The organism is Streptomyces sp. NPDC002788 (assembly GCF_053592115.1).
The window spans coordinates 251,495-265,366 of sequence record NZ_JBSFVB010000006.1 but is presented as its reverse complement, the minus strand read 5'-3'; the positions used below and the strand labels follow the sequence as shown (position 1 = coordinate 265,366).

Sequence of the window (13,872 nt, the reverse complement as noted above, 5' to 3'; positions counted from 1 at the left end):
CCGGTTCCGATGCGCTCCCGGTACCGCCTGACCTCCTCTCTGAGCTGCGGATATTTACGAGTCAGTACCCGAGCGGTACCGTGCAGCCATGCCAGCTCTCAACGTCGAGTTCAGCGACCGCGAACTTGAGGACCTGCGGCAGATCGCCAAGGAGCGCGGTACGTCCATGAAGGCGCTCGTTCGGGAGGCGGCCGCGGCCGACATCGCCCGGTACCGGGCCCTGCAGGAGGGCGCGGAGGCCTTCCGTCGGTTCTTCGCGACGCACGCCGACGAGTTCGCCGCCGCCTTCCCGGACGACGAACCCCCCGGCAAGGGCGAAGGGCGGGCCGCCTGACATATGGCACCCGTCATCCATATCGACGTGCCCTGGCTGCTCCAGCGCCACGAGGAGGTCCTGCCGGACCAGCCCACGGTCAACGACTTCTCAGCGCTGGTCGCCGCCGTCGCCCGGCACCGCGTCGACCCTCCGCGGCTCGGGGTGGACTCCGATCCGGCCTGGCGGGCCGCCGCACTGCTGCACACCCTCGCCGTGCTGCGGCCGCTGCCCTCGGCCAACGCCCGCTTCGCCTGTGCGACGGCCGTGGCGTACATGTTCGTCAGCGGCGTCGGCATCGACCCGCCCTACGGCGCCCTCGTCGATCTCGCCCGCGACCTGATGTCCGGCACGGCCGACGTCTACGGCGCCGCGGACCGGCTGCGCTCCTGGCAGATCTGAGGAACCGAGGGGTGCCCGAATCACACGGGGCGCCTGGAAATGTCGAATACCGGTACGACCTGCGCGCATGCGTTCGCGTTTCTGACTTTCCGTCAATGGCCCGTATGTGTCCCGTGCGCCTTGTTGGCCGTGTAGGGGTTGTGCAAGAGTGCAACACGCGTGCGGGGGGAATGGCCGGATGTCGCACGTGATTTGTCGACCAGGTCCGATTCGCCACCGGTGAATTCGCGCCTCCCGCGCCGCGCCAAAAAGGTACGCACCAACCGGGCCTCCTTTTCGGCGGCAGGACTTCTGTGTGTCGCACGCGTGGGAAGGAACCATCTCAGTGCCCACCCCCCACCCCCCTCGTCCTGCGTATCCCCCGCCCGGCGGGGATCGCGGGGAATCCGACGAAAGCCTCGCCGCCCCGCTGAGGGGCAGCCCGGAGGGCGGGGTCGCCGCCCATTCCGTCGCGCTGCTGATGGCGCGGCACTGGCAGCCGGTGCACGACTACGCGGTCATCTGTCTCGCCTCGTCGGCGCAGGTCGCCTCGATGGTCACGGGAACCGTCTTCCACCGGACCCTCAACCGCCTCGCCTTCGGCGAGTCGGCCGTCGCGCTGCGGCCGGCCCTTCTGGCCACCGTGCGCGACACGATCCGCGAGTGGTCCGGCGACGATCGAATATCCGCCGTACTGCCCGCCCTGCACAAACCCGCCGGAGGGCGCGGACTGCGCGCGGCGACGTCCATGACGCCCGAAAATCGCACCCTCGCGGAGCGGGCATTCCAGGCACTTCCCGCAGCCGCGCGCTGTTTGCTCTGGCATGTCGAGGTCGAGGCTGATCCTTTAAACGTCCCAGCCGGACTGCTGGGCATGGATTCCGACATCGCGTCGGCAGCCCTCGAGCAGGCGCGTGACGCATTCCGTGAGGGTTGTGTACATGCCCATCGCGAACTCGCGCCGACGCAGGATTGCCGGTTCTACAACCGTCTCCTCGACGTTCCGATCCGCCGGGGCGGTGCCCTGCTGCCCGACGTTCAGGACCATCTGGCGGAGTGCCGCTACTGCCGGAACGCGGCCGAACAGCTGAGCCACTTCGAGGGGCCCTTGGGCCCGCTGATCGCCGAGGCGGTGCTCGGCTGGGGCGCCCGCCGCTACCTCGACTCGCGTCCGGGCCGGGCGACGCACGGCACGCGGGGCACGCGCGCGGGCCGCCGCGGTGGCGGGCGGCGGGGCGGCGTGCGGCACGGGCTGCTGTCCCGGCTCCCGCTGCCCGCCCGCCGGGTTCCGGAGGCACTGAGGCCCTCGCGGGCGTTGCTCTCGGGTGTGGGTGCGGTGTCGGCGGGGGTGCTGGCGACCGTCCTCATCATGAGCGCGTCGTACGACGGCGGCCAGGCCGACCCGGCTGGCTCCGACAGCGCCGCCGGTGACAACGGCGCCACGTCCGCCACGCCGCCCGGCACGGCCGGTCTTCCCACGGCCCCGGGCGTGACGCGGCTGCGCAACGTCGGCGCCGACCTGTGCCTCGACATCCGGGACCTGCCGAAGGAGGGCTCGGGCGCGAAGCTTGCGGAGTGCTCGACGGTGTGGACCCAGCAGTGGACGTACGGGGACGACGGGCTGCTGCGCAGCGTCGCCGATCCCGGGCTGTGTCTGGACTCGCACAAGGACGCCGGTGTCGTCGTCCTCGGCACCTGCGCCGACGAGGACGCCGAGCGGGGCGACGACGTGCGCTACGACCTCACCGTGCAGGGGGAGCTGCTGCCCCGCTGGGACGAGCAGCTCGCCCTCGCTCCGGCCGACGACGACCCGGGTGCCGACATCGTCGTCAAGGTCCGCGGCCGCTCCGACGCCCAGCGCTGGCAACTGGAGCCCCAGCCGACGGCGGCGGGTTCCCTGTCGATGGAGGAGCGGGACGGCCCGACGTCCCGGCAGGTGACCCTGCCCACCGGCCGGACGTCCTGAAGTCGCGCCCCGGCGCCCACCCGGGGCTGCGCGGCACACGCGTCGCGCAGCCCCCCGTCAGGCCGGACCCTCGACGAGGTCGCCGGGCCGACGTCGCGCGGTGTCACACGGCCCGGCAGGGCGAGAGTGACCGGTTGTCATGCCCCGCCGTCCGTACCCGGTGTCTCGTCCGGCCCGCGGTCCGGGCCCCGGGACCGGACCCGCTGCACCTGTTCGAGGGAGTCCCGCAACTGCGCGAGCCAGTCGTCCGTGTGGCGCTGGACCAGGCGCACGCACCAGGCGAGCGCGTCGCTGCGGCTGCGGGCCACCCCGCCGGCGATCAGGGTGTCGAGGACCTGGCGCTCCGGCTGGCGCAGCCGGGTCATGACGGGCGCCGCCACATGCGTGAAGAGCGTGCGCCGTCCGCCGCACTCCACGCCCCAGGACACCTTCCGGCGGAACCGGTGCTCCGCCTCCCGGGCCACGGCCATCCGCTCTTCCCGGGTGCGCTCCCGGAAGTCCTGCACCCGGCTCTCCAGGGCCGCCTCCCGCTCGACGGCCGGGGCGTCCTCGGTCAGCCGGGGTTCGGGAATGCGGCCGATCACGGTGATCTCCTCGCGGTCGACCGTGATCTCGGCCAGTTCCTCGAAGAGGTCGTCGGGAAGGCGGCCGGCGAACCAGCCGCGCAGTTGCTCCCGCTGCTCGTTCGTCCTCATGTAATGACGATTACTCGGCAGGAACATGAACGCAAGCGGTTGCAAAGCGGTCGGCCGAGAGCGGAATCGGAATGTTTCAGGCCTATTAACGAGCGCATGGAAATCGGCCATCTGGCCGCTTCGGGTCCCCGGAGGCCGCGCAGTTACGGGCTTCACTCGGGCCCGCTCCGTAACTTCGCGCCACTGATTCAATACGCAAGGTTACTGAAATGTGTGGGGTCGATGTGTGTTTCGGCGGCGGACTCGGCAGACTCGCGCTCGCCGTCCCGGGCACCGACCGAGCACGGGTCGGCGCACCCCGTAATCGAGCGGAAGGATGCACACAATGCGGACCACCGCGCGCTGGGCCATGACTGTCGGACTGACGGCCACCGCCGTCTGCGGACCCCTCTCCGGGGCCGCGCTCGCCGACCCGGGTCAGGCCCCCACCGCGCTCTACGCCCCGTCGGCCCTCGTACTCACGGTGGGCCACGGTGAGAGCGCGATCGCCGCCACCCCGGAACGCGCGGTCACCCTGACCTGTGCCCCGAGGCCCTCGGGCACGCACCCGGCGGCCGGCGAGGCCTGCGCGGAGCTGCGCGGGGTCGGCGGCGACTTCAACGCCCTGACCGCCGAGGACGGCGTGATCTGCACCAAGCAGTACGACCCCGTGGTCGTCACCGTCGACGGTGTGTGGCAGGGCCGGCGCGTCTCCTACGAGCGCACGTTCTCCAACGACTGCGTGAAGAACGCCCACGGCACGGGCGTCTTCTCCTTCTAGAGGCGCCCCATGGACCGGGATCGCGCTGTTCCCGTGAAGCGCAGCGGGCCGTGGCTGGGGAGCCGGGCCGCTGTCACGGGGAGTCGTGATCCCGTCATAGGGGGCCGGCGGGCGGAGTGGGGCCTCCCGCCGGCCCCTGGACTTTCCGGGCAAGGACCCCTCAGGCCCGGTCACGATGGCTCGTGTCGCACCAGGGATAGCGGCGGCTGCGGCGGCAGGTGCACAAGGCGACGCGGAAGCGGTCCGAGGTCACGACGGAGCCGTCCTCCAGTTCCACTTCCACCGGGCCCTCCATCAACAGCGGCCCCTTGCGCTGGACGGAGACACGGCGAGGGGTCTCGGACCGGTCAGACGGGGAGTTCGGCACGGACGACCACCAGCTCTTCCTTGTCCTCGGCGGCGGACAGCAGTCCCCGCTCCCGAAGCCACCGTTCCCGGCTGCGCAGCACGGGACCGAACGCGATCTGTCGCCGACTGGTCACCGCGGCCTTCAGGCCGGCCGCGCGCAGCTGCCCGACCGTGAGCTCCGGGTCGCTGAGCGCCGACTGCACGAGCAGGAGCACCCCGCCGGGCCGCAGCAGCGCGGGAGCCTCCCGGCAGATGCGGTCGACGACCAGCCGTCCGTCTCCGCCCGCGTCCCAGGCCCGGGCCGCGCCACGGGGGTCGCGACGGCCGTCCGGCGCCGGTACGTACGGCGGATTGGCCAGGATGAGGTCGAACTTCTGTCCCTGTACGGGTTCGAAGAGGTTCCCGTGCCGGATCCGGACCGCGAGTCCGGCCAGCCTGGCGTTCAGCCGGGCGGCCCATACGGCGCTCCAGGACACGTCGACGGCGGTCACACGGCCGCCCCGGCGCGCGGCCTCCAGGGCCAGGGCGCCGGTTCCGGTGCCCACGTCGAGGACCTCCGCACCAGTAGGCAGCGGCTCGTCGGACAGGGCACCGGCCAGCAGCTCGGTGTCTTCCTGAGGGGCGTACACGCCCGGGGGTACCAGTGCAATCACGGGCGTCGAGTACCCCCGTGGTCAGGAGATATGAGTGACTTCGCGGGCAAGCGGTTCACGCAGTGACGAACGGGACGAGCGCCAGTCGGTGAGCAGCCGGGCGCCCAGGCGCTCCTCGACGAACTCGGTGGCGTCGATGCCGAAGGCGACGTCCGGGGCGAGGTGCGGCTCCTGGTCCAGCAGGCCGGCGATGACATCGTGGCGCACCACCTGCTCGTGGACCGCGTCGGCCTCGACGTGCTCGTCGTAGAAGTGTTCGGCCGCGGGCCCTGCCCCGGTGCGGCGCATCGCCTCGGCGAGCCGCCGCGACCCCGGTGACGAGGTGATCTCGACCGTCGCGAAGTGGCCGACCAGGGCGCCTCTGAGGGCCCGGTGCAGGCCGAAGAGGGACATCATGTTCACCGTGACCAGGGCCTCGGCGCACGCCGCGCCGAGGTAGCGGCCGTAGGTGGTGTCCAGGCCCAGATCCGTCATCAGGTCCGCGAACAGGCGGGCGTGGACGCGCTCGGCGCGGCCGCCGCCCCACTCGTCGAACTCGACCGCCGCCATCGCCGCCTTCGCCCGGCCCCACAGCCGTGGCAGCACCCAGGCGTGCGGGTCGGCCTCCTTGAGGTGGTACAGGGAGCGCTGGGCCGCGTACTCGCGCAGGTGCCACAGTTCGCCCTCGTCGCGCAGGAAGTGGCTGACGCCGGTGCCGTCGACCGGCTCGACCAGGAGGGCGGCCAGTGCGTCGTCGACGCTGTCGTGGACCCGGGCGTCGGTGCGCAGCGCGGACAGGAAGCGGTGCTCCATGGCCGCGCGGACGCGCAGCAGGTCGGGGTCCCATTCACGTGCGGCGGGTACGCCCGCGAACCCGCGGTAGTGCAGCTCGTAGCAGAGGTAGAGGGCGAGCTGGAGATCGTCGCCGTAGACCTCGGCGCGGGCGACCTCCTCGAGGCGGGGCAGCCGGCCCGCGCCCCGCAGATACGCCTCGACGTCCCGGCTCAGCGGGCCGCGCGGGGTGGGCAGTGGTGGTCCTTCGTGCTCCATGCGCGCCGGGTACCCGGACCGGGCACAAGGTCACCGCCGGAGTCCGACATCCTGGTCATGGCCCGGGTCGACGGGGGGACACACGGCGTGGCCCGGGCCGCCGCGGCCGAACCGCTCGGTCCGCCGCCGTGGCCCGGGCCCGTCCCGGTCTCCTCGGCTCAGTCCCCCTCGGACTCCTCTTGGGCGCGCGGGTTGGGGGTGATGGCCTCCGCGGCCTCGCCCCGGTGGCGTCGCTGCTCGGGGGAGTCCTGGGTGCGCTTCTCGGCGTCCTCGATCTCGCGCAGGACCTCCTCGAGCGCGGTCTCGGGCTGCTTGCCGGAGCTGGTGTGGTCCTTGTCGTGGGACACGGGGTCTCCTTCCTGCGTTCGGTAGGGGTCGCTTCACTTCGAGGCGGCCGCGATGCGCAGCGGCACCGGGTCGGGTGGGGCCGCCTGCTCGTCGCGGTGGGCCACCTCCGCCCACCAGGACGGGCCGTCCTCGATGTGCCGCAACAGCACGCCCTCGCGGATCGCCCAGGGGCAGACGGTCACGGACTTGATGCCGGTCAGCTTCATCGCGGTGTGCCCGACGACCGCGCCGGCCAGGCTCTGCGCGGCCCGCGGCGCGGAGATGCCGGGCAGGCGGGCGCGTTCGGAGGCGGGCAGGGCGGCCAGCCGGCCGATCGCCTCCCGCAGCTGCGAGCGGTGCATCTCCCGGTCGACGAACGGGCCCCGGCGTCCGGGCGCGGCGCCGCACAGCCGTCCGAGTTGCTGGAAGGTGCGGGAGGTGGCGACCGCGGTGCGCGGGCCCTCCCAGCGGATCCGGGCCGCCACGTCCCGCAGCTGGTGGCGTACCTTGCGGCGCAGCGCCCGCACCTGCTCCGGCGACGGCGGGTCCTCGACCTCGAAGAACTCGTGGGTGAGCCGCCGCGCGCCCAGCGGCAGCGACGCCACGAAGTCGGGCAGCCGTCCGCGTCCGAAGGCGACCTCCAAGGTGCCGCCGCCGATGTCGAGCAGGGCGAGCGGCCCCGACCGCCAGCCCATCCAGCGCCGGGCCCCGAGGAACGTCAGTTCCGCCTCGACCTCGCCCGGCAGGGTGCACAGGTCGACGCCCGTCCGCGACCGGACCGTGTGCAGCACGTCCTGCCGGTTCGGCGCGTTGCGCACCACGGCGGTCGCGAAGGCCAGCGGACCGGCCGCACCCCACCGGGCGGCCGTCCGGCTCGCCTCGGCGACCGCTTCGACGAGCTTCTCCACGGCCTGCTCCGGGATGGGTCCCCCCGGTGTGACCTGCTCGGACAGCCTCAGCCGCCACTTGGCGGTGTGCACGGGCAGCGGCACCCCGTCCGCCGCGTCCGCGACCACGAGTCTGACCGTGTTCGATCCCACATCCACCACGCTGATTCGCATGGGCGGTGGGTACCCACTCACGCCGTGTATCAACGGCCCACACCCCGTGCTACGGCGAAGACACGCCATCCGGTCAGGGGACCGGGGTCGACCCCCTGCGCACGGCGGCCCCCCGGGCCCGGCCGGTCACGGCCGGACGGTGCCATGCGGACGACCGGTGCGGCCTCAGAGGTCCCTTGCACTGTGCCCGCCCGGGGCGGGCGGCCTGGCACTGCGCCTCGCCGCGTGGCCGAAACGCCCTGGTAGCTCCGCTGCCAGGGCACTTAGGCGCCTTGCGATGCACGGCACCGGACCACGCGACCTGATCGGACGCCCATAGGGCAAGGACCCCTCAGGGCCCCGCTCGGGCACCCGCCCCGGTGCACTTCTGACGGGTCCCCGCGCAAGATGCGCCTTTCCCGTCACGCCATCTGGCGCCGCACCAGCTCGTGCAGCCGGCCGTTGGTGTCGGCGAGCAGCTGGGCGGGCGGCCCCTGCTGGATGACCTTGCCGTCCTCCATCACCACGACCCGGTCGGCGTCCATCACGGTCGACAGCCGGTGCGCGATGACGATACGCGTGGCGTTGAGGGCCTTGGTGCTCTCGATGACCGTGCGCTGCGTCTCGTTGTCCAGGGCGCTGGTCGCCTCGTCGAAGAAGAGGATGCGCGGCCGGCGGATCAGCGCCTGCGCGATCATCAGCCGCTGGCGCTGTCCGCCGGAGACGGCCCCGCTGCCGGAGACGATGGTGTGCAGGCCCATCGGCATCCGCTTGATGTCCTCGGCGAGACCGGCCATCTCGGCCGCCGCCATCGCCTCCTCCGGCGTGTACGGCTCGGTGCCGCAGATGACGTCCAGGATCGAGCCGGTGAACGGCTGCGCGTGCTGCAGCACCACACCGCACTGGCGGCGCACCGCCGACTGGTCGAGGGCCGTCAGGTCCTGACCGTCGTACAGCACACTGCCCGACACGGGACGGTCGAAGCCGATCAGCAGGCGCAGCAGCGTCGACTTTCCGCAGCCGCTCGGGCCGACGACCGCGACGAACTCGCCCGGCCGCACCTCGAACGACACGTCGTCCAGGACCAGCGGACCGTCGTCCGAGTAACGGAAGGACAGCCGCCGTGCCTCGATCGCCCCGGTCAGCGGACCCGGCCGGGTGCTCGCCGTGCGCACCTCGGGCGTGGCCTCCAGCACCGGCTTGATCTCCTCGAACAGCGGCAGCGCGGCCACGGCCGAGACGAACGCGCCGGTCAGCTGGGTGACGGAGGTCAGAACCATCGTCACCGAGGTGTTGAAGGTGAGGAACGCCGCCGCCGACATCGAACCGCGGGCCGGACCGGCCAGCAGCATGAACATCAGCAGGGTGCACAGCGGCAGGTACACCGCGCCCAGCACCGAGGTGATGTTCTTGATGCGGCCGACCTTCTGCTGGAGTTCACGGCTGCGCGCGAACTCCGACGCCCACGCGGCGTACGCGTAGTTCTCGGCGGCGGCCACCCGCAGTTTGGGCAGGCCCCGCAACGTCTGGAACGCCTGGTTGTTCAGCTTGTTGGAGAGCACGACCAGCCGCCGCTGCCAGCGCACCTGCCACAGACCCAGCCCCAGGAACACGGCCGCGATGACGACGAGCATGCCGATCGCGGCCATCGCCATCGGCACGCTGAACCACAGCAGCAGACCGAGGTTCATCGCCCCGACCGTCACCGACTGGGCGACCGTCGGCCCGACTCCCGCGAGCAGCCGGCGGATCGAGCTGATGCCCATGGCCGCACTGGCCAGTTCGCCGGTGGAGCGCTCGGTGAAGAACTTCGTCGGCAGCCGGAGCAACCGGTCCCACACGGCCGGCTGGAGCGTGGCCTCGATCCGGCCCTCCAGCCGCAGGATGGTCAGGTTCTGCAACAGCATGAAGGCCGCCGCCACCACGCTGCTCAGCATCACCGCCAGACACACCTGCACGATCAGATCCGTCTGCGCCTTCGGCACGAACTCGCCGAGCACCTTGCCGGTGGCGATGGGCACCAGCGCCCCGATCGCCACCGTGACCAGGCCGCTGAGCAGCAGGCCCGCGAGGTCGCCGCGCATGCCCTGCATGCAGAACCGCAGCAGCCTGAGCGGACTGAGCCCCCGCTCGGGCAGCGGGCGGTAGAACATCACCGCGCGCGGCTCGAACTCGTCGGCGTTCGCCTTCTCGATCGGCGTCTCACGCCCGGTCGACGGATGGACGGCGACATATCCGCCGCGCCGCCACAGCAGCGCCACCGGCGCGCCCGACAGGGCCCGCTGCCCGACCAGCGGCCCGACGTTGTCCCGCCACCAGCGGCCGTCCAGCCGTACGGCCCGGGTGCGCACCCGGGAGGCCAGGGCGATCTGCTCGACCGGGTCGAGGCGGTCGCCGCCGGTGCCCTTCTGAGTGGGCTCGGTCAGACTGATCCCGGCCGCCTGCCCTACCAGCTTGCACGCCGCGTACGTGGCGTCGGCGTCGGCCGCGGTGGTCCGCTTCGACGACCGCTTGCCGATGGAGGCGAGCAGCGTCTGATCGGCCTGGGCGCGCACCGCCTCACCGGCCTTGATGCCCTCGGCCGTGCGCGTCTCGTGGGTGCGTTCCAGCTGCTCGATCCAGCGGTCCAGCGTGGTCAGCAGCCGGTACTGCTGGTCGACCATGCTCTGCCACAGCGCCGGGTCCATCAGCAGATCGGCCGCGGCCTCGGCGCCGTAGAGCGAGCCGTACTGCACGCTGCCCGGCGGCACCTGCATCCAGAACACGTCGTCGTCCGTGGGCGCCGCGGCCCGCTCCGTCGCCATCGGCGCCTGGAACAGGATGGACAGGCTGCGCCCCACACCGAGGGCGAGGGCGTACTCCAGCGGGCTCGTCGTCGGCGGCACGTACTGCGGGTTGCCGAACTCGTCGTACGACCAGGTCGCGGTGTTGGCGGGCTGGTACAGCTCGCGCAGGCCGATACGGTGCACCACGCAGTCCCGCAGCGGTCGCGCCACCAGGGTGTGCTGGGGTCCCGGCACCGGGCCGAGCACCAGGGAGCCCGCCTCCAGACGGCCCAGGTGGTGCCAGTGGCCCTGCCGGTCGGCGTCGACCGCGAACAGGTCGACGGCGCCGGACGCGACCAGCCACAGCACCTGGGGACCCTCCAGGTCCAGGCGGTTGAACCCGGCGCAGTCGATGCGCGACCCCATCTGCCCGAAGGCGCCCAGCACGAGGTCTTCGCCGTGGCCTTCCTGAACGGCCGTCATCTCACCGCTCCCTGACCAGTGCCGCGTAGGCGCCGCCGCGCGCCACCAGGTCCTCGTGCCGTCCCCGCTCCACGATCGTGCCGTGCTGCAGGACGACGATCTCGTCGCTGTCGCGCACGGTGCTGAGCCGGTGCGCGATCACCACACAGGCGCAGCCACGCCGGCGCAGGTTGTCCATCACGACCAGTTCCGTCTCCGCGTCCAGCGCGCTGGTCACCTCGTCGAGCACCAGGATGCTCGGCCGGCGCACCAGCGCCCGCGCGATCTCCAGGCGCTGGCGCTGTCCGCCGGAGAAGTTGCGCCCGTCCTGCTCGACCTTGCTGTGGATGCCGCCGGGGCGGCGCGTGATCACGTCGTACAGGGCGGCGTCGCGCAGGGCGTCCTCGACCGCGTCGTCGGGGATGGACGGGTCCCACAGCGCGACGTTGTCGCGGACCGTGCCTTCGAAGAGGAACACGTCCTGGTCGACGAAGGAGACGGAGGCGGCCAGCGCTCCGCGCGGGATGTCCTCGATGCGCTGCCCGTCGATGCGGATCACGCCCTCCCAGGGCGCGTACAGACCGGAGATCAGCCTCGACACCGTGGACTTGCCGCTGCCCGAGCCGCCCACCAGCGCCACCTGCTGCCCGGGGCCGACGGCCAGGTCGAACCCGGTGAGCAGGGGCTTGTCGAGCGGGCTGTAGCCGAACGTGATGTTCTCCAGCTCGACATGACCCTGGAGGCGCCGCGTCGACTCGGCGGCGTCGGGGCGGTCGTAGAGCGGGTCGGCCTTGAAGTTCTCCACGTCCTTCAGCCGGGCCACGTCGGCGGCGAAGTCCTGGATGCGGCCCGCGACGCCGTTCAGCCGGGTCAGCGGGGCGGTGAACCGGGTGACCAGGGCCTGGAACGCGACCAGCAGACCGACCGAGATATGGCCCTCGACCGCTCGCATGCCGCCGATCCAGAGGATCAGCGCGCTGTTGAGGGTGGCGAGCGTCGGCGCGACCACACCCAGCCAGGCGCTCGGCACCCCGAGCCGCTGCTGCTCCTCCAGCGTGGTGGCGTGCTGCCCGGCCCACTTGCGGAAGTAGCCGTCCTCACCACCGGTCGCCTTCATCGTCTCGATCAGCTGCAGGCCGGAGTAGGCGGTGTTGGTGAGCCGGGCCGTGTCGGCGCGCAGCTTCGCCGTGCGGGTGGCGCGCAACCGGATGGCGACCCGCATGGCCACGATGTTCAGCAGCGCCACGCCGATGCCGACGAACGTCAGCTGCGGGTCGTAGGTGTACAGCAGTACCGCGTACAGGACGACAACGACCGCGTCCACGCCCGCCGCCGCGAGGTCCCGGGACAGCGTCTCGGCGACCGCGTCGTTGGACTGCAGCCGCTGCACCAGGTCGGCCGGGCTGCGCTGGGAGAAGAACGTCACCGGCAGCCGCAGCAGATGCCGTAGGAAGCGGGCGCTGGAGAGCGTGGAGGAGATGATGCGGCCGCGCAGCAGGTTGGCCTGCTGCAGCCAGGTCAGGATGACCGTCAGCAGCACGCACGCCGCCATCGACGCGAACAGCACACCGAGCAACGAGGTCTGGTTGCCGATCAGGAACTCGTCGATGTAGGTGCGGCTGAGCGCGGGCACGGCAGCACCGACCGCCACCAGCAGCAGGCTCGCCAGGACGGCGGCGGGCATGGTGCCCGCGGTGCCGCGCAGCCGGGCGGGCATCGCGCCCAGGACGCCGGGCTTGCGTCCGCCCCGGGTGAATTCCTCGCCGGGCTCCATCACCAGCACGACACCGGTGAAGCTGCCGTCGAAGTCCTCCATGGGGACGAAGCGGCGGCCCTTGCCGGGGTCGTTGATGTAGACGCCACGGCGGCCGAAGCGGCGGCCCATGCCGTCGTAGACGACGTAGTGGTTGAACTCCCAGAACAGGATGGCCGGCGACGTCACCTCGGCGAGGGCGGCCAGGTCCATCTGCATGCCCTTGGCCGTCAGGCCGTAAGAGCGGGCCGCTTTCAGGAGGTTGCTGGCGCGCGAGCCGTCGCGGGAGACTCCGCAGGCGATGCGCAGCTCCTCCAGCGGGACGTGCTTGCCGTAGTGGCCGAGCACCATCGCCAGGGAAGCGGCGCCGCACTCGACGGCCTCCATCTGCAGCACGGTGGGGGTGCGGACCGTCTTCGCCCTGGCCTTGGGCACCTTGCGCTTCGGCGGGGCGGCGCGACGCCTGCCCCGGTTCTCCTGCACGGTCGCGCTCATGGCAGCAGCCAGTCGACGGGACGCTGGTCGGCCAGCCGGATCGACCCCGAGGCCAGCGTCATGGAGCTCAGCTTGAACGGCGGCCCGTCCGCGGACGACCACTTGTAACCGCTCTTCGTGGATGACGACCTGTCCAGCCGGACCGTCACGGCCACCGGCCTGCCCTTCTTCGTGAACTGCTCGCCCAGTTGGCTGTCGCCGAGGAACGCGGCGATCTGCTGCGGGGACTGGGCCGAGCGGTCCACCGACTTCACATGGCCGCGCAGCACGCCGTACTCCTGGGTCGGCACCGACTGCACGGTCAGGTCGACGGCGGCGTCGTCGGGGATCGAGGCGGCGTTGTCGGCGGGGACGTACACGGTCGCGTACAGCGGGTCCGCGGCGCGGGGGGTCTTCTCGACGGCGGCGACGTTCGCACCGGTCTGGATGATCTGCCCGACGGTCGCGGCGAGCGCGGAGACACGGCCCGCGTCGAGCGTGCGGACGACGGTCTCGCCCTTGGCGGTACGGACCTTGAGCACGGGGGAGTCGGCCGGCAACTGCTCGCCCTGCTTCGCGAGCACCGCCGTGACCTGGCCCGCGACGGGGCTCTGGAGGACGTAACTGCCGTGCCCGTGCGTGAGGATGGCGGGTGCGCTGACGGTGGAGGCCACCGAACCGGTCACCGCCCACACCGAAGCGGCCGCCATCGCGACCACCGTCACGGACAGCACGAGCCAGCCCTGCGGGCGGGCGAAGCGCACCGGCAGGTCGAGTTCCTCCGGCGACTGGAGCTTGGCGAGGGCCTGTTGGCGGAACTGCAAGGGAACTTCCCTCACCCGTAGAAGAGGTACCGACGGCCGCGACAGAGGCTGTCACGGCACCCGAAGATCCCGGAACCGCCGG

Annotated in this window: 13 protein-coding genes; 4 read left to right on the top strand and 9 right to left on the bottom strand. The window is 72.0% G+C overall.

The window, feature by feature from the left end; translation table 11 throughout:
- Positions 1–88: 88 nt before the first annotated feature.
- From ACWD1U_RS14205 to ACWD1U_RS14195, 3 genes are all read left to right on the top strand, one after another.
- A complete protein-coding gene (locus tag ACWD1U_RS14205) occupies positions 89–334 on the top strand; it encodes a hypothetical protein (RefSeq protein WP_451107376.1) in 246 nt (81 codons plus the stop codon).
- Between the two features lie 3 nt (positions 335–337).
- Positions 338–715 (top strand): toxin Doc, encoded by a 378-nt coding sequence (locus ACWD1U_RS14200; RefSeq protein ID WP_451107374.1) that lies wholly within the window; start codon positions 338–340, stop codon positions 713–715.
- A gap of 325 nt (positions 716–1,040) precedes the next feature.
- Positions 1,041–2,660 carry an RICIN domain-containing protein gene (locus ACWD1U_RS14195; protein WP_451107372.1) on the top strand — a complete coding sequence of 540 codons (1,620 nt, stop codon included), beginning with the start codon at positions 1,041–1,043 and terminating at the stop codon, positions 2,658–2,660.
- 137 nt (positions 2,661–2,797) lie between these two features.
- Here the strand turns inward: ACWD1U_RS14195 and ACWD1U_RS14190 are convergent, their stop codons facing one another.
- Positions 2,798–3,355: a hypothetical protein gene (locus ACWD1U_RS14190; protein WP_451107371.1), complete on the bottom strand. Its 558-nt coding sequence runs from the start codon at positions 3,353–3,355 to the stop codon at positions 2,798–2,800.
- Between the two features lie 325 nt (positions 3,356–3,680).
- Here ACWD1U_RS14190 and ACWD1U_RS14185 point away from each other — a divergent pair, with 325 nt between their 5' ends.
- Positions 3,681–4,115: a protease inhibitor gene (locus tag ACWD1U_RS14185; protein ID WP_451107370.1), complete on the top strand. Its 435-nt coding sequence runs from the start codon at positions 3,681–3,683 to the stop codon at positions 4,113–4,115.
- Positions 4,116–4,275: 160 nt separating this feature from the next.
- Here ACWD1U_RS14185 and ACWD1U_RS14180 read toward each other — a convergent pair whose 3' ends face one another.
- The 8 genes from ACWD1U_RS14180 to ACWD1U_RS14145 all read right to left on the bottom strand — a co-directional run bounded on the left by ACWD1U_RS14180 (position 4,276) and on the right by ACWD1U_RS14145 (position 13,790).
- Positions 4,276–4,482, bottom strand: a complete 207-nt coding sequence (locus ACWD1U_RS14180) for a CDGSH iron-sulfur domain-containing protein (RefSeq protein WP_451107368.1) — start codon at positions 4,480–4,482, stop codon at positions 4,276–4,278.
- Positions 4,463–5,116, bottom strand: coding sequence for a HemK2/MTQ2 family protein methyltransferase (locus ACWD1U_RS14175; RefSeq protein WP_451107367.1), 654 nt, complete (start codon positions 5,114–5,116; stop codon positions 4,463–4,465). Before ACWD1U_RS14175 ends, ACWD1U_RS14180 begins: the two co-directional genes overlap by 20 nt.
- Positions 5,117–5,137: 21 nt before the next feature.
- On the bottom strand, positions 5,138–6,145 hold the full coding sequence (locus ACWD1U_RS14170) for an iron-containing redox enzyme family protein (protein ID WP_451107365.1): 1,008 nt from the start codon (positions 6,143–6,145) through the stop codon (positions 5,138–5,140).
- 158 nt (positions 6,146–6,303) lie between these two features.
- A complete protein-coding gene (locus tag ACWD1U_RS14165) occupies positions 6,304–6,492 on the bottom strand; it encodes a hypothetical protein (RefSeq protein WP_451107364.1) in 189 nt (62 codons plus the stop codon).
- 33 nt (positions 6,493–6,525) lie between these two features.
- Positions 6,526–7,533 (bottom strand): Ppx/GppA phosphatase family protein, encoded by a 1,008-nt coding sequence (locus tag ACWD1U_RS14160; RefSeq protein ID WP_451107362.1) that lies wholly within the window; start codon positions 7,531–7,533, stop codon positions 6,526–6,528.
- Between the two features lie 401 nt (positions 7,534–7,934).
- Entirely contained in the window at positions 7,935–10,760 is a 2,826-nt protein-coding gene (locus tag ACWD1U_RS14155) for an NHLP bacteriocin export ABC transporter permease/ATPase subunit (protein WP_451107361.1), read from the bottom strand.
- Between the two features lies 1 nt (position 10,761).
- Positions 10,762–12,987, bottom strand: coding sequence for an NHLP family bacteriocin export ABC transporter peptidase/permease/ATPase subunit (locus ACWD1U_RS14150; protein WP_451107360.1), 2,226 nt, complete (start codon positions 12,985–12,987; stop codon positions 10,762–10,764).
- A complete protein-coding gene (locus tag ACWD1U_RS14145) occupies positions 12,984–13,790 on the bottom strand; it encodes an HlyD family efflux transporter periplasmic adaptor subunit (RefSeq protein WP_451107358.1) in 807 nt (268 codons plus the stop codon). Before ACWD1U_RS14145 ends, ACWD1U_RS14150 begins: the two co-directional genes overlap by 4 nt.
- Positions 13,791–13,872: the final 82 nt, after the last annotated feature.